We start from the raw sequence: 20,770 nt of genomic DNA, 5'->3' as shown, positions 1-20,770 counted from the left end.
GCATGCAACTGACCCAGAACACCATCTTCATCACCGGCGGCACCTCCGGCATCGGCCGCGCGCTGGCCGTCGCCCTTCACGACCTGGGCAACAAGGTCATTGTCGCCGGCCGCCGGGAGGCGCTGCTGGACGACATCGCCGCAGCGCATCCGGGCATTGACGGTATCGCGCTGGATATCTCCGACGCCCAGGACATCGAGCGCGTCGCCAAGACGCTGATCGCAACATATCCGTCGCTGAACGTGCTGATCAATAACGCCGGCATCATGCCGTTCGACGACCCCTCGTCCACGATCGACGACGCCGTGTCGCAGCGGATCCTGGAAACGAATCTGCTGGGTCCGATCCGCCTCACGTCCGCGCTCATCGAGCATCTGAAGGGCCAGGCGCGCGCGACGATCATTCACAACACGTCGATCCTCGCCTACGTGCCGATCGCCTCGAACGCGGTGTATTCCGCCTCCAAGGCCGCGCTGCATTCGTACGCGCTGTCGCAACGGTTCATGCTGCGCGACACCAACATCACGGTGCAGGAAATTGCCCCGCCGTGGGTCGATACGGACCTCATCAAGAAAAGCGGCGATCCGCGCGCCATGCCGCTGGATGCGTTCATCGCCGAGACGATGCAAGGGCTGGGGTCCGACGCGCCCGAGGTGCTGGTCCAGGCCATTCGCCCGCTGCGCGACAACCCTGGGTCGAATGAGCACGCCTTCGTGCATGCGTTCAACCAAAGCCTGGTGGACGAACCGATTCCGGTCTGACGCGGCCGGCACGCGGCGCCCCCGTGGGCGCCGCCCCCTCTGGAAAGATCCCATGACAACAAAATTGGATATCGCAAGCTCCGGGCCGGCGGGCACAGCCGCGGCAGCGAGCCGCAGCGCAGAACTGCTGCCGGCCGGCTTTCTGGCGCTCGGCACCTTCGCCATCGGCACGGAAGGTTTCATGATTGCACCGCTTTTGCCGACGATGGCGGCGGATTTCCGTATGACGGTCCCGCAGATGGCGTCGCTCATCGTGGTGTTCACGCTGACGCTGGCGGTCAGCTCGCCCATCATGACCGTCCTGACCGCACGTTGGAATCGCCGCGCGGCCCTGCAGCTCGCCATGGGATTGTTCGCTTTGGGCAACGTGCTTGCTGCCTGGTCGCCCACCTTCTGGACGCTGATGACGGCGCGGGTCGTCATGGCGGTGGCAGCTGGCTTGTACGTGCCCGGCGCAAATGCGCTGGCCGGCGTAATCGTAGCGCCTGAAAGGCGGGGCAAGGCGCTGGCCATCGTCAGCGCCGGCATGACGTTGGCCATTGCGCTAGGCCTGCCGCTGGGCGCGGTGGCCGGTCACTTTCTGGGCTGGCGCGCCACATTCTCCATCGTCGCGGTGATGAGCCTGGTGGCCATCGCCGGCATCGGGGTGGGCATCGCCGCCGATGCAGGAACAGGTATTGCGGTCGCAACGTTTCGGCAGCGTCTTGCAGTCGTGCGCCAACCGTCGATACTGCGATTGCTGTCGGTCAGCCTTTTCTGGGCGATTGGCGCGTTCACGGCATACCCGTTCCTCGCACCGTACTTGGCAAGCGTGCTGGGATTTCGAGACGCCGCCATCAGCGCGACGATATCGCTCTGGGGCGTGGCGGCCGCGCTCGGCGTGACAACGGGCGGTGCGCTGACCGACAGGCTGGGCGCAAATCGCGTGGTACAGGTGTCGCTGACCATGCTGGGACTGGCGTTCCTGGGATTGTCGCTGGCAACGGCGCTGCCTGCGTCCGCCGCGCGAGCCCCCGTGTTGATCGCCGTGTTCCTGTGGGGCTTCACAGTCTGGTCATTCTTTCCCGCGCAGATGGCACGCCTTATCGGCGCGGGGGCCCCGGGACAGGCGCCGGTTGCACTGGCGTTGAATACGTCGACGATGTATTTCGGCTTTTCGGTGGGCAGCGCGCTGGGCGCCGCCATCCTTGGCGCCGGTGCAATTTGGGCAATTGGACTGGTGGCCGCGATGGCGCAGGCCGCGGCGTTTGTGTGGGATAAGCGCCGCCAGACTCCGGGGCAGGACGCAGCACCCCTCGATCCTACGCCCGCCCCGCCGCCACGTTCACGCTGATCGCGATGATGAACACGTTGAAGAAGAACGCGATGACGCCGTGCGTCATCGCCATGCGGCGGCACCGGCGGTTGACGATCTGCACGTCCGACACCTGGAAGGTCATGCCCAGCACCAGCGAGAAATACGCGAAGTCCCAGTAGTCGGGCTCGTCCGTGCCCGGAAAATCCAGGCCCTTGTGCATGGCGTTTTCATGCCCGTAATACCCGTGCGCATAGTGCAGTGCGAAGATCATGTTCATGTAGAGCCACGACAGCACGATGGTCACGGCCGCGGCCAGCATGTCGACCACCGCGCCCACATTGTTCTGCGCGCGCATTTCCACCCACAACGCGACCAGCACCATGCAGGACAGCGCGACGCTGCTCCAGAGGACGCCGCCGCGCCCGACGTCGTGCTGGCGGGCGTGCCGGCGCATGGCGGCGGCGCTGGTGCGTCCGAACACACGGGCGGTCAGGATCAGGAAGATCAGCGCCCCGGCGTCAAAGCCCAGCAGGATGGCCAGACTGGGCGGCAGGCCGGCTGCGTACAGCCCGCCCGCGACCGCGAGCAGCAGGCCGGCGCACAGCATCAGCCGGCGATGGGCATGGAAGAACGGCAGCCGGTCGGCGTTCGAGGCGTTTCCGGCGCTGTCATCTTTGAGCGGCTGCATGGCGGGCTCCTGTCTGCGCCGCGGGGCCGGGGCGTGTTGCCCGTGGCGGTCCCGCGATAGGTCCCTACGCTAACCGATACCCAGCAAACCGGCCAGCGCGCCGCCGAACAGCAGCCACAGCGGATGTATGCGCGTGCCGCTGCCCAGGATGGCGACGACGGCGGTGATCGCGCCCAGCAGCCAGGTGTGCACGGACGCCTCGGTGATGAGCGAGGCGCTGGCGGCGACCAGCCCCACGGTCATGGGGAAGATGCCCGCCTGGATGACGCCGCGCCACGGGCGGTCCTTGAATTTTTCCCACAGGCCCAGCGCGAGGACGGTGATGAGGGACGACGGGCCGAACTTGGCGATGGTCGTGGCCAGCAGGCCCGGCAGGCCGGCGACGTGCCAGCCGACCAGTGTGACGACCATCAGGTTGGGCCCCGGCGCGGCCTGGCCCAGCGCAAAGAGCGCGGAGAAGTCGGCGGCCGTCATCCAGCCGTGGACCTCGACGACCTGGCGCTGCATCTCGGGCAGGATAGTGTTGCCTCCGCCGAAGGCCAGCACGGACAGTTCGGAAAAAATGAGGACGAGGGCGACAAGGGTATGGATCATCGGCGTTGCCTCCAGACCATCAGGATGCTGAGCGGCGTCAGCACCAGCATCGTGGGCAGAAGCGGGATGCGCAGGACGGCGATGGCGATGAAACAGGCGGTGGCGACCACACCCGCAAGCCAATCGCGGCGCTTGACGACCGGCATGCCGATCTTGACCGCCATGGAAATCAGCAGCCCGGCCGCGGCCGCCGCCAGGCCGGCAAACAGATGCTGGATGTCGGGATCGTTCTGGAAACGGTCATAGACCATGCCCAGCATGACGACGATGATGGACGGCGCGAGGATCAGGCCCATCAGCGCGGCGAACGCGCCGCGCGGGCCGCGGAATTTCATGCCCAGGGCGACGGACAGGTTGATGATGTTGCCGCCCGGCAGGAATTGGCACAGGCCCAGCAGTTCGGTGAATTCGGCGCCGGTCAGCCAGCGGTGCTTTTCGACGACCATGCGCCGCGCCAGGGGCAAGGCGCCGCCGAAGGCGGTCAGGCCCAGCATCAGAAAACCGTGGAACAGCTGGCCGCAAGTGGGGGGAGGCCGTAAGCCGGCCTCGTCGGTGGAGAGTGCTGCGTTCGTCATTATTGTGGCCGGCGCGGAACCGGCTAAGGGAGCTGGCGCGGGGAACGCGCCGGGGGTGGATCACGAGATTGCAGGCTACTCCTCGCGTCAGATAATGTCTAATATATGACTCGTCAAAAACTCATATCCACAGAATATGGCAAGCGTTGATTTGCGGCTGTTGCGGTACTTCCTGGCCGTCGCCGAGGAATCCCATCTGACCAAGGCCGCGGCCCGGCTCGGCATCCGCCAGCCGCCGCTCAGCCAGCAGATCCGCGTGCTGGAGGCGGAGCTGGGCGTGACGCTCTTTCACCGGCTGCCGCGCGGCATGGAGCTCACCGAAAGCGGGCGCGCGCTGCTCGAAGACGCGCGCAACATCATCGCCCTGGTGGACCAGGCCGTGGACGGCGTGCGGCGCGTGTCTCAGGGCGAGGCGGGCCGCTTGACGGTGGGGTTCACGGGCTCGGCGGCGTTTCATCCGTTCGTGCCGTCGGTCATCCGGCGTTTCCGCGAAAGCGCGCCGCACGTGCATCTGGTGCTTGAAGAAAGCAGCACGGGCGAGCTGCGCGAGGCGGTCGCCGAGGGGCGCGTCGATGTCGCGTTCATCCGCGGCGCGCATGGCGCGGACCCGGGCGTGCAAATGGAAACCGTGCTCGAGGAAGCCATGCTGGCGGCCTTTCCGGCCGACCACCCGGCCGTCAGGGGCCGCGCGCGCAAGCGCATATCGCTGTCGGAGCTGGCGGACGAATCGCTGATCCTGTACCGGCGTCACAGCGGCCCGGGGCTGTACGACGCCATCATCAGCGCATGCCGCGCCGAAGGCTTCAGCCCCCGCGTCACGCAGGAAGCGCCACGCATGCTGTCCACCCTGAGTTTTGTCGCCGCGGGACTGGGCGTGTCGCTGGTGCCCGCGTCGCTGCGACGCGTGAACATCGAGGGCGTGGTGTATGTCAGCGTCACCCATCCGGCGGCGCTGCGCGCGCCGCTGAACCTGATCTGGCGCGACGCGCCCCTGTCCGGCGCCGCCCGCAAGCTGATCGACGAAGCGCGGCGCCAGCGCGACGAACCCCGGGCGGGCGAAAGCCCCTGACGCGGGGCCGCCTTCGGTCCGCCCTGCCCCGGCGCTACACTTGCCGCCACCGCATCCTGCAATGACCCCCGACTTTCCATGCATTCCGAATCCCCCATCGGCGTATACGACTCAGGCGTCGGCGGGCTGAGCGTCGTCCGGGCGATCCGCGACCTGCTGCCCCACGAGCCGCTACTCTACGTGGCGGACTCCGCCCATGTGCCCTACGGGGAAAAGACCCAGGCCTTCGTCGAGCAACGCGCCTGCGCCATCGCGGACTACTTCGTGTCGCAGCGCGCCCGCGCCATGGTGGTGGCCTGCAACACCGCCACGGCCGCGGCGATCGCGCTGCTGCGCAAGCGCCATCCGGCGCTCATCATCATCGGCGTCGAACCGGCCATCAAGCCCGCCGCGCACCTGACGCACACGGGCGTGGTGGGCGTCTTCGCCACGACCGGGACGCTGGCCAGCCCCAAGTTCGCCGCGCTGGTGCAACGCGAGGCACCCGAGGTTCGCATCGTGCTGCGGCCCTGCCCGCAATGGGTGCGGCTGGTCGAGCAAGGCTTGCTCTCGGGCCCCGAAGCCGCCGAGGCCGTGCGCGGGCCGGTCGCCGAACTGCGCGAGGCCGGGGCGGACGTGCTGGTGTTGGGCTGCACGCACTTTCCTTTCCTGCGCGACGTGATCCAGGACGCCGCCGGGCCCGGCGTGCCGCTCTTGGAGACGGGCGCCCCGGTGGCCCGCTGGCTGCGCCACCAGCTGCATGAACGCGGCCTGCTGGCGATCCAAGGCCCGGGCGCCCTGCAATTGCAGACCACGGGCGACGCCGACGCGCTGGCGCAGCTGGCAAGCCGCCTGCTGGGTACGCCCATGCCGGCCGGCACGGTGCCCGACGCGTGGCGGGGACTGCGCCCCGCTTGATCTGCCGCAGCGCCCGGAGGCGCCGGCGGGGCGAATGTGAGATACAGTGGAACGCACGCCCCCACGGCCCGCAAGGAGACGCCATGAAACGCATCCTGATTCCCGTCGATGGTTCGGAAACTTCCCTGAACGCGGTCAAGGCGCTGCTCGATGCGCGCCGCTACGACCCGGTCGAACGCGTGGACCTGCTGACGGTCCAGATGCCCTTGAAGGCCGGCGCGTTCGGCAGCGGCCTGTCGCAGGAAGAGATCGATGCCTATCACCACGAGGAAGGCGAGGCCGCGGTGCAGGCCGCCAGCGCGCTGCTGACGCAGGCCGGCGTCCCGTTCGACATACACATCGAGGCCGGCGCGGCTGCCGAGACCATTACGCGCGTGGCCGATGAAACCGGCGCCCACGAGATCTTCATGGGGACACGCGGCCTGGGTTCGGTGTCGGCGCTTTTCATGGGGTCGGTCGCCACGGGCGTGCTGTCCCTGACCGAACTGCCTGTCACGCTGGTCAAGTAAGGAGCCGCCATGCTGAACATTCTCGTTCCCGTCGACGGCTCCGACAACGCGGACCGCGCCGTCGACTATGCCCGCCGCCTGGCGCAGGGCGCAACATCCGCGCGCATCCACCTCATCAACATCCAGACACCGCCGCGCGGGCGCGCCGGGTTGTCGCGCCTGATCACGCAGGACATGATCGACGATTTCTACGCCCGCGAAGGCCGCGAAGCCACCGAAGCCGCGCGCAAGCTGCTGGACACGGCCGGCGTGGACTACGTCAGCCATGTGATCTTTGGCAACGCGCCCGCCGAAATCGCCGGCTATGCGCAGGACCACCGCTGCGCCCGCATCGTCATGGGCACGCGCGGCAACGGCAAGCTGACCAACATCCTGATCGGCTCGGTGGCCAATCAGGTGGTGCAGCTGGCGCAGGTGCCGGTCACACTGGTGAAGTAAGCCCGCCTGGGTATGATGGGGCGAATTGCAAGCCCTGGAATCCCCATCATGGTCCACCTGCGTTTCGCGCTGGCGGCCGCCCTGGCGCTGACGTTGCTCAGCGCCTGCGGCGAGGTCGCCAAGCTGCCCGTCGAAGCCGGCATGGGGCCCACGCCTCAGCTGCCGCCCCCCAACACCACACTCATCCCCACGGTGAACACGGCCAAGGCCGTGGGCTGGAAGCCGGGCGCGCAGCCGCAGCCCGCGGACGGCCTAACCGTGACGGCGTTCGCCACCGGGCTGGATCATCCGCGCTGGCTGTACGTGCTGCCCAATGGCGACGTGCTGGTCGCCGAGACCAACGCGCCGCCCAAGCCCGAAGACGCGCCGGGCGGCATCAAGCAATGGGCCGCCGGCCTGGTGATGAAACGCGCGGGCGCCAAGACCGACAGCGCCAACCGCATCACGCTGCTGCGCGACGCCGATCACGACGGCGTGGCGGAAACGCGCACGACGCTGCTGGAAGGATTGAATTCGCCGTTCGGCATGGCGCTCGTCGGCAACCAGCTGTACGTGGCGAATGCCGACGCCGTCGTGCGCTTTCCCTTCGAACCGGGCCAGACGCGCATCACGGCGCCGGGCGTCAAGGTCACCGACCTGCCCGCCGGCCTGAACCACCACTGGACCAAGAACCTCATCGCCAGCCCGGACGGATCCCGGCTGTATGTGTCTGTGGGGTCCAACAGCAACGCGGGCGAGAACGGCATGGACATCGAGGAAGGCCGCGCCGCCATCTGGGAGCTGGACGTGGCCAGCGGGCAAAAGCGGCTGTACGCCACGGGGCTGCGCAATCCGGTCGGCATGGCCTGGGCCCCGGACGGCAAGACGCTGTGGACGGCCGTCAACGAGCGCGACGAGCTGGGCAGCGACCTCGTGCCGGACTACATGACCTCGGTGCGCGACGGCGGCTTCTATGGCTGGCCGTATAGCTACTTCGGGCAGCACGTCGATACGCGCGTGCAGCCGCCGCGGCCCGATCTCGTCGCGCAGACAATCGTGCCCGATTACGCGCTGGGCCCGCACACCGCATCGCTCGGCCTGGCGTGGTCGGGCGGGACCACGTTGCCCGAGCCCTATGCCCACGGCATGTTCGTGGGCCAGCACGGTTCGTGGAACCGCGATCCGCGCAGCGGCTACAAGGTGATCTTCGTGCCCTTCGACCAGAACCAGCCCGGCGGGCCGGCCAAGGACGTGCTCACCGGCTTTCTGGACGAGTCCGGCCAGGCGCAGGGCCGGCCGGTGGGCGTGGCGATCGACAAGCAGGGCGGCCTGCTGGTGGCGGACGACGTTGGCAATGTGGTCTGGCGCGTGGCCGCCAAACCGTAGACGCGCCCCCGCGCAGGTGCTGTGCGCAGCGCATGCCCGCCCCTACAATGGCTGCTCCCGAATTCCAGACTGGAGCGAGCATGAGCACGGAAAAAGTGGCGATCCTCACGGCGGCCGGCAGCGGCATGGGTGCGGCGGCGGCGCGCAAGCTGGCGGCGGACGGATACCGCGTGGCCATCCTGTCGTCGTCCGGCAAGGGCGCGGCGCTGGCGCAGGAACTGGGCGGCCTGGGCGTCACCGGGTCGAACCGCTTGCCCGAAGACCTGTCGCGCCTGGTGGACGCCACCCTGCAGAAGTGGGGCCGCGTCGACGCGGTGGTCAATAGCGCCGGCCACGGCCCCAAGGGTCCGCTGCTGGAACTGAGCGACGACGACTGGCACCTGGGCATGGAGTTCTACCTGCTGAACGTGGTGCGCATCACCCGCTTGGTGGCGCCGGTGATGAAGCAGCAGCAATCCGGCGCCATCGTCAATATCTCCACCTATGCCACGTTCGAGCCGGAAGCGCTGTTTCCGACGTCGGGCGTGTTCCGCGCCGGGCTGGCCGCCTTCACCAAGGTGTTCACGGACGAGTACGCGCAGTACAACGTGCGCATGAACAACGTGCTCCCGGGCTTCATCGACAGCCTGCCCGAAAAGGAAGACCGCCGCGTGCGCATCCCGATGGGCCGCTACGGCACGGCGCAGGAAGTGGCGGACCTGATCGCGTTCCTGGCGTCGAGCGCGTCGTCCTACATCACCGGCCAGAACATCCGCATCGACGGCGGCATCACGCGCTCCGTGTGACGCGCGCGGGATCGCCGGCCTCATGCATTTGGCGTAGTCCCTCGTCCGAATGACGGTATTGAAGGCCCCGGCGGGCTTTTAGTACCGTAGGTTTTCACATTCGACGAGGTGTTTGGCGCATGTCCGCTACATCGTCAGCGGCTGCGCCGCAGTCCGCCCCCCCGACTCCCGGCCAGGCCTCGCGCTTTCTGGCGCAGGCCACCTTCGGCCCCACGCCGGCCGACATCGACGCCGTCGTGCGGGTCGGCTATGCCGCCTGGCTGGACGCCCAGCTCGACATGCCGCCATCGCAGACGCATTTCGACTGGCTGCTCCAGAAAAACCGCAACACCGAGGCCTTCAAGGGCAACGGCATCAATGCGCCGCTGGAATCCACGCTGTGGCGCAAGTTCATCAGCGCGCCCGACCAGGTGCGCACGCGGGTCGCGTTTTCGCTGTCGGAGATCTTCGTCGTCGGCGTGTCCGCCATCACGGCGTCGTGGCCGCTCTTCGGCGCGGCCGGTTTCATGGATCTGCTGGCCAGGCACGCCCTGGGCAATTACCAGGACCTGCTGACCGCGGTGACGCAGAACCTGTCGATGGGCTGCATGCTGACCTATCGCGGCAACCGCAAGGAAGACCCCAGGACGGGCCGCCATCCCGACGAAAACTACGCGCGCGAGGTGATGCAGCTGTTCAGCATCGGCCTGCTGGCGCTGGAGCAGGACGGCACGGTCAAGCTCGTCAACGGCGCGCCCGTGGAAACCTACACCAATGCCGACGTGCAGGGGCTGGCCAAGGTCTTTACCGGCTGGGACATCAACGGCCCGGAAACGGACGTGGAGTTTCATCGCCGTCCCATGGCGCTGAACAACGCGCTGCACTCGATGTCGGAGAAGCGCTTCCTGGGCGCGGTCATCCCGCCCGGCACGGATGGCCACCTGTCGCTCAAGCGCGCCATGGAGGTCATCAGCGCCCATCCCAACGTGGGACCCTTCATCGGCATGCAGCTCATCCAGCGCATGGTGACCAGCAATCCCAGTCCGGCGTACGTGGGCCGCGTGTCGGCCGTGTTCAATGACGACGGGAAGGGCCAGCGCGGCAACCTGAAGGCCGTGGTGCGCGCGATCCTGCTGGACCCGGAGGCGCGCCAGCCGGACCTGAGCTCGCCCTATTGGGGCAAGGTGCGCGAACCGATCCTGCGCTTTTCGGGATGGGCCCGCGCGTTCGGCGCGGATTCGACCAACGGCGAATGGGCCATGCCCGACACGACCGACAACACGATCCGGCTGGCGCAGAGCCCGATGCGGTCGCCGTCGGTGTTCAACTTCTTCCGGCCCCGCTACGTGCCGCCCGTCACCGAGCTTGCGCGGCGCCACCTGGTTGCGCCGGAGCTGCAGATCACCGACGAGACCAGCATCGCGGGCTATCTGAATTTCCTGGCCATCTACGTGGACCGCGGTTGGGAGGACCTGCAAACCGCCTACACACCCGAGATCGCGCTGGCCAAGGACCCCGAGGCGCTGGTGGCGCGCGTGGTGCTGCTGCTGGCGGGCGACGCCTTCAGCGCACGCACCGCGGCCGCCATCGCCAAGGCCGTGGCCACGCTGCCGCCGGACCGCCCGCGCGACCGGGTCCGCGCCGCCATCATGCTGGTGGCCGCCACCCCGGAATACCTGGTGCAGAAATGACAGACCGCCAAGGCCTCGACCGCCGCAACTTTCTCCTGCGCGCCATGGCGCTGGGCGCAACCCGCGGCGCCGCTCCGCTGGCGCTGAACCTGGCCGCGATCGGCGCCGCCGCGGCGCAATCCGCCCCGCCCGCATACAAGGCGCTGGTCTGCGTCTTCCTGTACGGCGGCAACGATCCGTACAACACGCTGGTCCCCTACGATCCGTCGTCGTATCGCGCCTACGCCGCCGCGCGCGGCGACATCGCGCTGCCGCGCGACGCGCTGCGCGCTACCGTGTTGCGCGGCAAGGCGGACACCCAGGGCGGCATGCAGTTCGCCCTGGCCCCCGCGCTGGCGCCGCTGGCCCCGCTGTACGAACGCGGCGAGATGGCCGCGCTGTTGAACGTCGGCCCGCTGATCGTGCCCACCACCAAGGCCGAATACATCGGCGCGCGCGTGCCGCTGCCGCCCAAGCTGTTCTCGCACAACGACCAGCAGTCGGTCTGGCAGGCGCTGGCGCCCGAGGGCGCGTCCTCGGGCTGGGCGGGCCGGCTGACCGATCTTTTCGCGGGCGCGAACGCGCACCGCACCTTCACCGGCATCACGGCGGGCGGCAGCACGGTGCTGCTGGCCGGCCGCAAGGTGGCGGGTTATCGCGTGGGCATCAACGGATCCACGCAGATCGACCTGCTGCATCGCGACATGTATGGCTCCAGCGCCTGCACCGCCCTGCTGCGCGAACTGATCACCGAGCCGCGCGAACACCTGATGGAACGCGAGATGTCGCGCATCGCCGCCCAGTCCATCTCGGCGGACACGCGCCTGCGCGCCGCCTTGGCCGACGTCGCCGTGCCCGGCGATTTTTCGTCGCCGCTCGCGCAGCAGTTGCGTATCGTGGCGCGCATCATCGCGGCCCGCGACACGCTGGGCGCGCGGCGGCAGGTGTTCTTCGTCTCGCAGAATGGCTATGACAACCACACGGGCCTGTCCGATACGCACCCGGCGTTGTTGAAGGAACTGGGCCAGGCGCTGGCGGCATTCCAGAACGCCCTGTCGGACATGGGCGTGGCCGATCAGGTCACCACCTTCACGGCCTCCGAATTCGGCCGCACGCTGGGATCCAACGGCAACGGCTCGGACCACGGCTGGGGCGGGCACCACTTCGTGATGGGCGGCGCGGTCAACGGCGGGCGCTGCTACGGCGCCCACCCGGAAATCGCCCTGAACGGCCCAGGATTCGTCGACAACGGCCGCCTGCTGCCCACGACAGCGGTGGATCAGCTGGGCGCGGATTTGGGCGCCTGGTTCGGCGCCAGCCGGGACGATCTGCGGACGGTGTTTCCGAACCTGCGGCACTTCGGGCCGGAGCCGTTGGGGATGTTGACGGGGTAGGCACTAGCGTCCCCCCCACTTCCGATCTATAACCTCAGACACCCCGCCCCGCCATTCGGCGGCGCGCGCGTTTCCACGGTCCTTGCGCATCGCACCATGAACCTGCCTCCCGATCTGGCGCTCCAGCCCGCCACCGAAGAAGACGTGCCGTTCCTGCTGGCCCTGCGCAAGCGCACGATGACGGAGCATCTGGAGCGTGCAGGCGTGTCGCTGGACGATGCCGGGCACCTGGCGCGCATCCAGTACCACTTCGATGACGCCCAGATCGTCTGGCTGGGCGGGCGGCCCGCGGGGCTGTTCAAGCACTACCGCGATGCCGCCGGCTGGCGCATCGTGCAGATCCAGATCGATCCGGATTTTCAGGGCCAGGGGCTGGGCCGCCGGCTGGTGGCCGGCGTGCTGGACCGCGCGGATCAGGAAGGGGCGCCCGTCACGTTGAGCGTCCTGAAAGGCAATCCCGCCCGGCGGCTGTACGAGGCGTTGGGCTTTACCCCTGTCATGGAGACCGAGCTGGAGCACGAAATGCGGTATGACCCCGGCGCCGTCCGGCCGGGTGGTTGAGCCCTTTGCGGCACATTTTTTTCCGGACCGCGGAATAAAGCGGCGCCGGCCGGCGTCCGTAGAGGGCAGTCCCCCCAAATCCTCCCCACCTACGAGGCACACCATGCGCAAACACACCGCCGCGGCCCTGGCTCTCGCCTGCGCCGCCCTGTTCTCGGCCGGCGCCCACGCCCAGGCCGTCAAGACCCAGGACGGCATCCTGGTCAATAGCGCCGGCATGACGCTGTACACCTTCGACAAGGACTCCGCGGGCAAGAGCGTCTGCGTCGACGCATGCGCGAAGGCCTGGCCGCCCGCCATGGCCGCCGCCGACGCCAAGCCGATGGGCGACCTGACCGTCATCACCCGCGACGACGGCAGCAAGCAATGGGCCTTCAAGGGCAAACCGCTGTATCTGTTCGCCAAGGACACCAAGCCGGGCGACAAGACTGGCGACAACTTCAAGGAAATCTGGCACGTCGTCAAACCCTGATCCGGACACCTGCCTGATCAGCCCATGCGCGCCGAAGACGAAGCCCAGATCCTGGCCTGCATCCCCAGCCTGCGCCGCTATGCGCGCGGGCTGACGGGCGACCCGGATCGCGCCGACGACCTCGTGCAGGACACGCTGGAGCGCGCATGGAGCCGCTATTCCCGCTGGCAGAAGCGCGGCGAGCTGCGTGCCTGGATGTTCGGCATCATGCACAACCATTTCATCGACGGCGTGCGCGCCGCGGGCCGGCGCAGCGACCAGACGGTGCCCGGCGACCTGCCCGATGCGCCAGTGCGCGCCACCCAGACCGACCAGCTTGAAGTGCGGGACCTGGACCGCTGCCTGCTGGCTCTGCCGGCAGAGCAGCGCGAGGTTCTCTTGCTGATCGCCGTCGAAGACCTGTCCTACCAGGAGACCGCACGCATCCTGTCGGTGCCGATCGGCACCGTCATGTCGCGGCTCTCGCGCGCCCGCGAAAAGCTCGGCGCGCTGATGCAGGGCCGCGAACCCGCCAGACGGCTGCGGCCCGTTCCCTCCCCGCGTGAAATGCCATGACCGACAAACGCCTCCATCCGGTTCCCGCCGCGGGCACGCCCATCACGGAAGCCGACCTGCATGGCTATGCCGACGGCCAGTTGTCCGCCACGCGCCATGCGGAGGTAGCCGCATTCCTGGCCGCGCACCCGCAGGACCAGACCCGGGTGGACGACTGGCAGGCGCAGCGCCGCGCGCTGCACGCCCTGCTGGACCCCGTGCTGGACGAACCCCTTCCCTTGCGCTTGCCGCTGCGCGCGCCGGCGCGGACGTGGCCCTGGCGCGCGTTGGCGGCCAGCGTGGCCGTCGCCGTGGTCAGCGCCAGCGCGGCCTGGATGCTGCGCGGCGCCGTGGATGCGCGCCATCTGCAGACGGTGCTGGCCACCGCCAGCCCGGAGCGGGCTGCAGGCGGCTATGCCCAGCGCGCCGCCATCGCCCACGCGGTGTATGCGCCCGACATGGGCCGGCCCGTCGAAGTCAGCGGCGAAAACGAGAAGGCGCTGGTGACGTGGCTGACCAAGCGCATGGGCGCGCCGATGCGTGCGCCGTCGCTGTCGAAAACGGGTTATGAACTCATCGGCGGGCGGCTGCTGCCGGGCGGCGCCGGTCCGGTGGCGCAGTTCATGTATGGCGCGGCCGATGGCCAGCGCCTGACGCTGTACGTCACCCGCGAAGCCGCCGGCGGACAGACTGCCTTCCAGTTCACGCAGGAAGGCCCCGTGCGGGTGTTCTATTGGGTCGAAGGCGAGTTCGGCTACGCGCTCTCTGGCGCCGTCAGCCGCGACGAGCTGCAGCGCGTGTCGCAAGAGGTCTACCGCCAGCTGCAGGGCTAGACGCACCCGCTGCGGGCTACGCGCGGTCAGCTGCGGGACGGCGACGTGCGAGCAAGCGGGCTGCCGGCTGCCGCTCAGCCCGCGCTCGCGCGCGCCTCGTGCAGCATGTGCAGCGTGATCTTGCGCACCTCGGCCTTGCTCATCTCGATGTGGGACCGCAGCATGCGCGCGGCCTCCTCTGCCCGGCGCGCCAGGATCGCCCGCAGGATGGCCGCGTGTTCGTCGTAGGTGGCGTCCACGCGGAAGTCCTTGGTGAAGTCCAGCCGCCTGACGATGCGGATCTTCTCCGTGACGTCGCGGTGGATCTGCGCCATCTCCGGATTGCCTGCCGCGGCCACCAGCGAGCAATGGAAAGCTTCATCCAGCTGCGCCACCAGCCGGCCGTCCAGGATGCGCTGCGGCGGCGGCACCAGCCAGACGTCCGTCAGCGCGCCCAGAATGCCGGCCGGATCCATGTGTTCGCGGGCGCACAGCTTTTCCACCGCCGCCTGCTCCAGCACCACGCGCACGTCGTACAACGCTTCGAAGCGCTCGAAGTCGAACGGCCGCACCTGCCAGCCGCTGCGCGGCCGGGCCAGCACGAAGCCTTCGCGTTCCAGCCGCGCCAGGCCCAGGCGCACGGGCGTGCGGCTGACGCCCAGGCGCGCCACCAGGTCGGCCTCGGTGAAGCGTTCGCCGGGCAGCATCCGAAAGCCGAACAGGTCGTCCTTGATGCGCTGGTAGACCTGATCGGCCAGCGAGCCGGCAAGCGCCGGCGCGGGGCGGATGGCCGGGCCGGCCTGGACGGCTTCCAGCCGCATCATCCGGTCACGACGCACGTGGCGTCTTCGGTGATCACGACCAGCGGATCGCCCGCGTTGACGGGCTTGCCGGGCACGCAGCGGATGGCGGAAACCGTGCCCGACGCCGGCGCGATGACGGACAGCTCCATTTTCATGGCCTCGACCACCACCAGCGTGTCGCCGGCCGACACGCTCTGCCCCACCTGGACCGGAATCTTCCAGATGTTGCCGCACATGTCGGCGCTGACCAGCCGCTCGCCTTCGCGCAGCACGGTCTCGGCCTCGGGTTCGGCGGCAGGCGGTTCGGCCGCCACGTCCTCGGTCTTCCAGAGCGCCACTTCGGCATCGAACGCCGTCTTCTGGCGCGCCTGGAAGGCGGCGATGCTGTCCGCCTGCTCGGCCAGGAAGCGCTGGTGCGCGGCGAAGTCGAACACTTCCTCCTCGATGCGGACGGTGGCACGGCCTTCACGGAAGTCCTCGCGCAGGACATCCAGTTCCGCCTCGGTGACGGGATAGAAACGCACCTGATCGAAGAACCGCAGCAGCCACGGCTTGCCGTCCTGGAACACCGGGTTCTTCAGGAACTTGTTCCAGATGGGTAACGTGCGGCCCACGAGTTGATAGCCCCCGGGCGAGTCCATGCCGTAGATGCACATGTACACCCCGCCGATGCCCACCGTGCCTTCGGCGGTGAAGGTGCGCGCGGGGTTGTACTTGGACGTCAGCAGACGGTGACGCGGGTCGATGGGCACCGCGCACGGCGCGCCCAGATACACGTCGCCCAGACCCATGATGAGATAGCTGGCATCAAAGACGATGCGGCGCACCTCGTCGCGCGCGTCCAGCCCGTTGATACGCTGGATGAAGTCGACGTTGTTCGGCAGCCAGGGCGCGCTGGCGCGCACCGTTTCCTGATAGCGCTGCACCGCGCCCAGCGTGGCGGAATCCTCGAAGGCCATCGGCAGGTACACGACGCGCGTGGGCACCTTCAGGGTCGCCACGTCGGCCAGCCCTTGTTCGATCTCCAGCAGCTTCGCAATCAGCGCGCCCTGCAGGATGACGCGGCTGTCGTAGCGGATCTGCAGCGAGCGCACGCCGGGCGACAGCTCCAGCACGCCGTCAACCGGATCCGCATTGAGCGCCTCCATCAGCAGGTGGATGCGCATGCGCAGCGCCAGGTCCAGCACGTTGTCGCCGTACTCCAGCAACAGATAGCCGTCGCCGGCCTGCCGGTACGACACCGACGGGCGCGCCCCGTCGGCGGGCAGCGCGGCGATGATGGTCTCCGATACCGTCGCCGGCACGGGCGCGGGCTCGGTCGCGGCCGGCGCCGCGGGCGCCAGTTCGGCGATGCGGCGGTCCTGCGCGGCTTCCAGCGCCACGGCCTGCGGGTAATCGATGCGCACGAAGCGGATGCGGTCGCCAGGCTTGACTTGCCCCACCTTCCACAGTTCGGCACGCGCGATGGTGACGGGACACACGAAGCCGCCCAGGCTGGGGCCGTCGCGCGTCAGGATGACGGGACTGTCGCCGGTGAAATTGATGCTGCCGATTGCGTACTCGCAATCATGGATGTTGGACGGATGCAGGCCGGCCTCGCCGCCGTTCTCCCGCGCCCACGTGGGCTTGGGACCGATCAGCCGCACGCCCAGGCGATTGGAGTTGTAATGCACCTCCCAGTCGGCCGCAAAGAAGGCGTCGATGGCGTCGGGCTGAAAAAAGTCCGGCGCGCCATGCGGGCCGTACAGCACACCGATCTCCCAGGTGTTGCCGTATTCGGGAATCAGCGCGGCGGGCGCGGCCTGCGGCAGCGTCTCGGGCGGCGCGGCCGTGGCGCCCGCCAGTTCGGGACGCACGACGGGCAGCATGTCGCCCACGCGCAGCGTGCGGCCGGCATGGCCGCCAAACTGGCCCAGCGCAAAGGTGGACCGGCTGCCTAGGTACACCGGCACGTCCAGCCCGTTGCGCACCGCCAGGTAGCTGCGGCAGCCGGACAGCGCGCGGCCGGTGGCCAGCACCTGTCCGGAAGTGACAAAGATGGGCTGCCACATCGGCACCGGCTCGCCATCCAGCGTGGCCGCGCACGACGCGCCCGTCAGCGCCACGACGGCATCGCCGTGAAAGCGCAGCGTCGGGCCGATCAGCGTGGTCTCGATGCCGGCCGCGTCCGGCGCATTGCCGACGATGCGGTTGGCCACGCGAAATGCGTAATCGTCCATGGGACCGGAGGGCGGCACGCCGATGTCCCAGTAGCCCGCGCGGCCAGGATAGTCCTGCACGCTGGTGTAGGTGCCGGCTTCCAGGACCTCGATGGCCGCGGGGCGGTATGCAAAGCCTTCCAGAAACCGCGTGGACAGCTGGCCAGCGCGAAAGCGTGCATCGGCCACGATCTGGCGCAGGTAATCCAGGTTGGTCGCAATGCCGTGCAGGCGCGTGCGCGCCAGCGCGTCGGCCAGCTTGTCCAGCGCGGCCTCGCGCGTGTCCGCATGCACGATCAGCTTGGCCAGCATCGGGTCGTAGAACGCGGGCACATCGGTGCCGGTCTCGACCCAGCCATCGATGCGCACGCCGTCCGGGAACGACACTTCCGTCAGCACCCCGGGCGACGGCTGGAACTGGCGCAGCGGATCCTCGGCATACAGGCGCACTTCAATCGACGCGCCTTGCGGGGTGCGCGACATGGCGGCGTAATCCAGCGGCTCGCCCGCGGCAACGCGCAGCATGCACTCCACCAGGTCCAGGCCGGTCACGGCCTCGGTTACCGGGTGCTCGACCTGCAGGCGCGTGTTGACTTCCAGGAAGTAGAAGCTGTCGCGCGCCGGATCGTAGATGAACTCCACCGTGCCGGCGGAGCGGTAGTTCACGGATTCACCCAGCTTGACGGCGGCATCCAGCAGCGCGGCGCGCGTGGCGGCAGGCAGCAACGGCGCCGGGGTTTCCTCGATGACCTTCTGATTGCGGCGCTGCACCGAGCAGTCGCGCTCGCCCAGCGCCAGCACGCGGCCCGCGCCGTCGCCAAAGATCTGCACCTCCACGTGCCGCGCGTTGTCCACATAGCGTTCGATGAACGCGCCGCCGTCGCGAAAGAAGTGTTCGCCCATGCGCTGCACGCTGTCGAACGCGACGGTCAGTTCCGCCTCGTTCTCGCAGCGCGACAGGCCGATGCCGCCGCCGCCCGCCGTGCTTTTCAGCATGACCGGATAGCCGATGCGTTCGGCCTGCGACAGCGCCTCGCCCAGGCTGGACAAGAGGCCGGTGCCCGGCGTCATCGGCACGCCCGCGTCAGCCGCCAGTTCGCGCGATCGGTGCTTCAGGCCGAACTCGCGAATCTGCAGCGGCGTGGGGCCGACAAAGGCAATGCCGGCAGCCTCGCAGGCTTCGGCGAAGTCGGCGCTCTCGGATAGAAAGCCGTAGCCGGGATAGATCGCCTGCGCGCCGTGTGCGCGCGCCGCGTCCAGCAACAGGTCCATGCGCAGGTAGCTGTCGGCGGCCTTCTCGCCGCCGAGCGCCACGGCCACGTCGGCCTCGCGCACATGCGCGGCATTGCGGTCCGGATCGGAATAGACGGCCACGCTGCGGATGCCCAGCCGCTTGAGGGTGCGGATGGCGCGGACGGCGATCTCGCCGCGGTTTGCAATCAGAACGGTATCGAACACGATGCGACTCCCTGGGGTGAGGCGGGGTTATCGGGTGGCGGCGTTCAGGCTGGCCAGGTAAGCGCGCCAACCGCCGAATTCGGTGATGTCCTGCGCCCCGTCCAGGCCGCGCGGTTCGCAGATGAAGCCCTTGACCAAGCGCCCGTCGGCCAGCTCCAGCGTGCCGATGCCCAGCGGCGCGGGAATCTCGGCCACGAACGCGCCAAAGGCCGTCACGGGCACGTCCCACAGCTCGACTTCGATGGCGGCGCCGCTGTCCATCTTCACCAGGCCCGGCTTGGGCGGCGTGGTGTTGGCCAGCGCGAAGAGCCGGTAGTCGCCGGCTGTCGCGGTCTTCTCCACGAACACCGCGTGGCGCGAGGTGAGCTGATGATTCAGCGGCATGCCGGTCAGGTGGGCGCCCACCACCGCGACGCGCACGGTGTCCGCGGACGGCGCGCCATCGGCGGCCAGCGCGGGCAGCGGTGCGCCCGTCGCGCCCAGCGGCAATCCGCGGCGCACCTGCCATTGCCTGCCGAACTGCGCCAGCGCGCGGTCCTGCCACGCCAGGCCGATCAGCGTGATGCCCGAGGGCAGGCCATCGGCGCGCATGCCGGCGGGCACGGCCAGCGCGGACAGGTCGGCCAGGTTGGCGAAGTTGGTGTAGACGCCCAGGCGGGAATTGAGCGTGACGGGGTCCGCTTCCAGCTGGGCGATCGTGTAGATGGACGGCGAGGTCGGTACGACCAGCGCGTCAAAGCCTTCGAGCGCGCGGTGAATCTGGCGGGTCAGCTCGGCGCGGCGGTACTCGGCCTTGAACGCGTCCAGCGCGCTGTAGTTCGCGGCCTGCTCGACGATGCCGCGCACGACCGGATTGATGGCGTCGGGGTTCTCGTTCCACAACGCCTGGACCGCGGCAAAGCGCTCGGCCACCCACGGTCCCTGGTACAGCAATGCCGCCAGTTCGCTGAACGGCGAGAAGTCGATGGCTTCGACCTGGGCGCCATCGGCGCGCAGCGCGCGCACGGCGTCGTCGAACACGGCGGCGGCTTGCGTGTCGCCAAAAAATTCCAGCGACGCCGGCACGGCCAGCCGCGGCGCCTTGGGCCACGGGCGCGCCGCGCCCGCCGGCACGCTGCGCGAATAGGGATCGGCGTCGTCATACCCGCCCGCCACCTGCGCGACCTTGTCGGCATCGTCCACGGTCAGCGCGAAGATCGACACGCAGTCCAGCGTGCGGCATGCCGGCACCACGCCCGCGGTGCTGAGCCAGCCCTTGGTGGGCTTGAGGCCGACGATATTGTTGAAGCCCGCCGGCACGCGGCCGGAGCCCGCCGTATCCGTGCCCAACGAGAACGCGGCGATGCCGCGCGCAACCACTGACGCTGAGCCCGAACTGGAGCCGCCGCTTACGTAATCGGGATTGAACGTGTTGGCCACGGCGCCGTGCGGCGAGCGCGTGCCCACCAGGCCGGTCGCAAACTGGTCCAGATTGGTCTTGCCGATAAGGATGGCGCCGGCCGCGCGCAGACGGCGCACGACGGTCGCGTCTTCCTGCGGTGTGTAGGCGAACGCGGGGCACGCCGCGGTGGTGGGCCAGCCCGCCGCATCGATGTTGTCCTTGATGGCAAACGGCACGCCATACAGCGGCAGGCGCGAGAGATCGCCGCCCGCCGCGGCCAGCAAGAGACGCAGGCCGTCGAGCTGTTCATCGAGCTGGACGCGGTCCACGCGCCGGATCCAGGCGTTGTCCTTGTCTGCGTTAGCGCCGGGCTCGCCGGCGTAGCTGGCCAACAGCGCTTCGGGCTGCGCCCCGCCGCGATAGGCGGCCTGCCATTGCGCGATGGTCCAACCGGCGGGTTGCTTCTGCGTTGCTGCGGCATTCATGCTGGAATCCTTTCTTGTATACAAGTACGGATTCCCAAGCAATCT

At 68.8% G+C, this 20,770-nt stretch carries 20 protein-coding genes; 14 read left to right on the top strand and 6 right to left on the bottom strand.

The features are described from left to right. Nucleotides 1-2: 2 nt before the first annotated feature. Nucleotides 3-761 carry an SDR family oxidoreductase gene (locus tag FBY20_RS17660; protein WP_056326519.1) on the top strand — a complete coding sequence of 253 codons (759 nt, stop codon included), beginning with the start codon at nt 3-5 and terminating at the stop codon, nt 759-761. A gap of 52 nt (nt 762-813) precedes the next feature. Then, on the top strand, nt 814-2,094 hold the full coding sequence (locus FBY20_RS17655) for an MFS transporter (protein ID WP_142053730.1): 1,281 nt from the start codon (nt 814-816) through the stop codon (nt 2,092-2,094). Here FBY20_RS17655 and FBY20_RS17650 read toward each other — a convergent pair. From FBY20_RS17650 to FBY20_RS17640, 3 genes are all read right to left on the bottom strand, one after another. Then, the gene (locus FBY20_RS17650; protein ID WP_142053728.1) at nt 2,063-2,746 is read right to left on the bottom strand and encodes a DUF1345 domain-containing protein; all 684 of its coding nucleotides are present in this window, start codon (nt 2,744-2,746) and stop codon (nt 2,063-2,065) included. The two genes, FBY20_RS17655 and FBY20_RS17650, sit on opposite strands and share 32 nt — an antisense overlap. A 69-nt stretch (nt 2,747-2,815) precedes the next feature. Beyond that, the gene (locus FBY20_RS17645) at nt 2,816-3,340 is read right to left on the bottom strand and encodes a chromate transporter (protein ID WP_062838727.1); all 525 of its coding nucleotides are present in this window, start codon (nt 3,338-3,340) and stop codon (nt 2,816-2,818) included. Next, nucleotides 3,337-3,915, bottom strand: a complete 579-nt coding sequence (locus FBY20_RS17640) for a chromate transporter (RefSeq protein WP_056326511.1) — start codon at nt 3,913-3,915, stop codon at nt 3,337-3,339. The genes FBY20_RS17645 and FBY20_RS17640 overlap by 4 nt, the downstream gene beginning before the upstream one ends. Before the next feature lie 136 nt (nt 3,916-4,051). Between FBY20_RS17640 and FBY20_RS17635 the strand changes: the two genes are divergently transcribed. The 12 genes from FBY20_RS17635 (at nt 4,052) to FBY20_RS17580 (ending at nt 14,421) form a co-directional block, all read left to right on the top strand. Beyond that, on the top strand, nt 4,052-4,984 hold the full coding sequence (locus FBY20_RS17635) for a LysR family transcriptional regulator (protein WP_142053726.1): 933 nt from the start codon (nt 4,052-4,054) through the stop codon (nt 4,982-4,984). A 78-nt stretch (nt 4,985-5,062) separates the two neighbouring features. After that, nucleotides 5,063-5,881 carry a glutamate racemase gene (gene murI / locus FBY20_RS17630; RefSeq protein WP_056326506.1) on the top strand — a complete coding sequence of 273 codons (819 nt, stop codon included), beginning with the start codon at nt 5,063-5,065 and terminating at the stop codon, nt 5,879-5,881. Between the two features lie 83 nt (nt 5,882-5,964). After that, the gene (locus FBY20_RS17625; protein ID WP_056326504.1) at nt 5,965-6,390 is read left to right on the top strand and encodes a universal stress protein; all 426 of its coding nucleotides are present in this window, start codon (nt 5,965-5,967) and stop codon (nt 6,388-6,390) included. 9 nt (nt 6,391-6,399) lie between these two features. Continuing rightward, complete coding sequence (locus FBY20_RS17620) at nt 6,400-6,828, top strand: universal stress protein (protein ID WP_142053724.1); 429 nt, start codon at nt 6,400-6,402, stop codon at nt 6,826-6,828. Between the two features lie 48 nt (nt 6,829-6,876). Then, nucleotides 6,877-8,193 (top strand): sorbosone dehydrogenase family protein, encoded by a 1,317-nt coding sequence (locus FBY20_RS17615; protein WP_056326498.1) that lies wholly within the window; start codon nt 6,877-6,879, stop codon nt 8,191-8,193. Nucleotides 8,194-8,273: 80 nt separating this feature from the next. Continuing rightward, nucleotides 8,274-8,978 (top strand): SDR family oxidoreductase, encoded by a 705-nt coding sequence (locus tag FBY20_RS17610; protein ID WP_056326495.1) that lies wholly within the window; start codon nt 8,274-8,276, stop codon nt 8,976-8,978. A 119-nt stretch (nt 8,979-9,097) separates the two neighbouring features. Further along, nucleotides 9,098-10,648: a DUF1800 family protein gene (locus FBY20_RS17605; protein WP_056326492.1), complete on the top strand. Its 1,551-nt coding sequence runs from the start codon at nt 9,098-9,100 to the stop codon at nt 10,646-10,648. Continuing rightward, a complete protein-coding gene (locus FBY20_RS17600) occupies nt 10,645-12,021 on the top strand; it encodes a DUF1501 domain-containing protein (protein ID WP_142053722.1) in 1,377 nt (458 codons plus the stop codon). Before FBY20_RS17605 ends, FBY20_RS17600 begins: the two co-directional genes overlap by 4 nt. A 96-nt stretch (nt 12,022-12,117) precedes the next feature. Further along, nucleotides 12,118-12,582, top strand: coding sequence for a GNAT family N-acetyltransferase (locus FBY20_RS17595; RefSeq protein ID WP_142053720.1), 465 nt, complete (start codon nt 12,118-12,120; stop codon nt 12,580-12,582). A gap of 103 nt (nt 12,583-12,685) precedes the next feature. Beyond that, entirely contained in the window at nt 12,686-13,054 is a 369-nt protein-coding gene (locus FBY20_RS17590) for a hypothetical protein (RefSeq protein ID WP_056326478.1), read from the top strand. A gap of 24 nt (nt 13,055-13,078) precedes the next feature. Continuing rightward, nucleotides 13,079-13,609, top strand: coding sequence for an RNA polymerase sigma factor (locus FBY20_RS17585; protein WP_142053718.1), 531 nt, complete (start codon nt 13,079-13,081; stop codon nt 13,607-13,609). After that, nucleotides 13,606-14,421 (top strand): anti-sigma factor, encoded by an 816-nt coding sequence (locus FBY20_RS17580; protein ID WP_142053716.1) that lies wholly within the window; start codon nt 13,606-13,608, stop codon nt 14,419-14,421. The genes FBY20_RS17585 and FBY20_RS17580 overlap by 4 nt, the downstream gene beginning before the upstream one ends. 74 nt (nt 14,422-14,495) lie before the next feature. Here FBY20_RS17580 and FBY20_RS17575 read toward each other — a convergent pair whose 3' ends face one another. The 3 genes from FBY20_RS17575 to atzF are packed head-to-tail and all read right to left on the bottom strand — an operon-like array spanning nt 14,496 to nt 20,725. Further along, nucleotides 14,496-15,224 (bottom strand): GntR family transcriptional regulator, encoded by a 729-nt coding sequence (locus FBY20_RS17575; protein ID WP_056326468.1) that lies wholly within the window; start codon nt 15,222-15,224, stop codon nt 14,496-14,498. After that, the gene (gene uca / locus FBY20_RS17570) at nt 15,221-18,859 is read right to left on the bottom strand and encodes an urea carboxylase (protein WP_142053714.1); all 3,639 of its coding nucleotides are present in this window, start codon (nt 18,857-18,859) and stop codon (nt 15,221-15,223) included. The genes FBY20_RS17575 and uca overlap by 4 nt, the downstream gene beginning before the upstream one ends. Nucleotides 18,860-18,886: 27 nt before the next feature. Beyond that, a complete protein-coding gene (gene atzF, locus FBY20_RS17565) occupies nt 18,887-20,725 on the bottom strand; it encodes an allophanate hydrolase (RefSeq protein WP_142053712.1) in 1,839 nt (612 codons plus the stop codon). Nucleotides 20,726-20,770 lie beyond the last annotated feature (45 nt).

It is taken from the genome of Achromobacter sp. SLBN-14 (genome assembly GCF_006715415.1).
Lineage (GTDB): Bacteria > Pseudomonadota > Gammaproteobacteria > Burkholderiales > Burkholderiaceae_B > Achromobacter > Achromobacter mucicolens.
The sequence above is the reverse complement of the archived record's forward strand: the minus strand, read 5'-3'. Positions and strand labels throughout refer to the sequence as shown.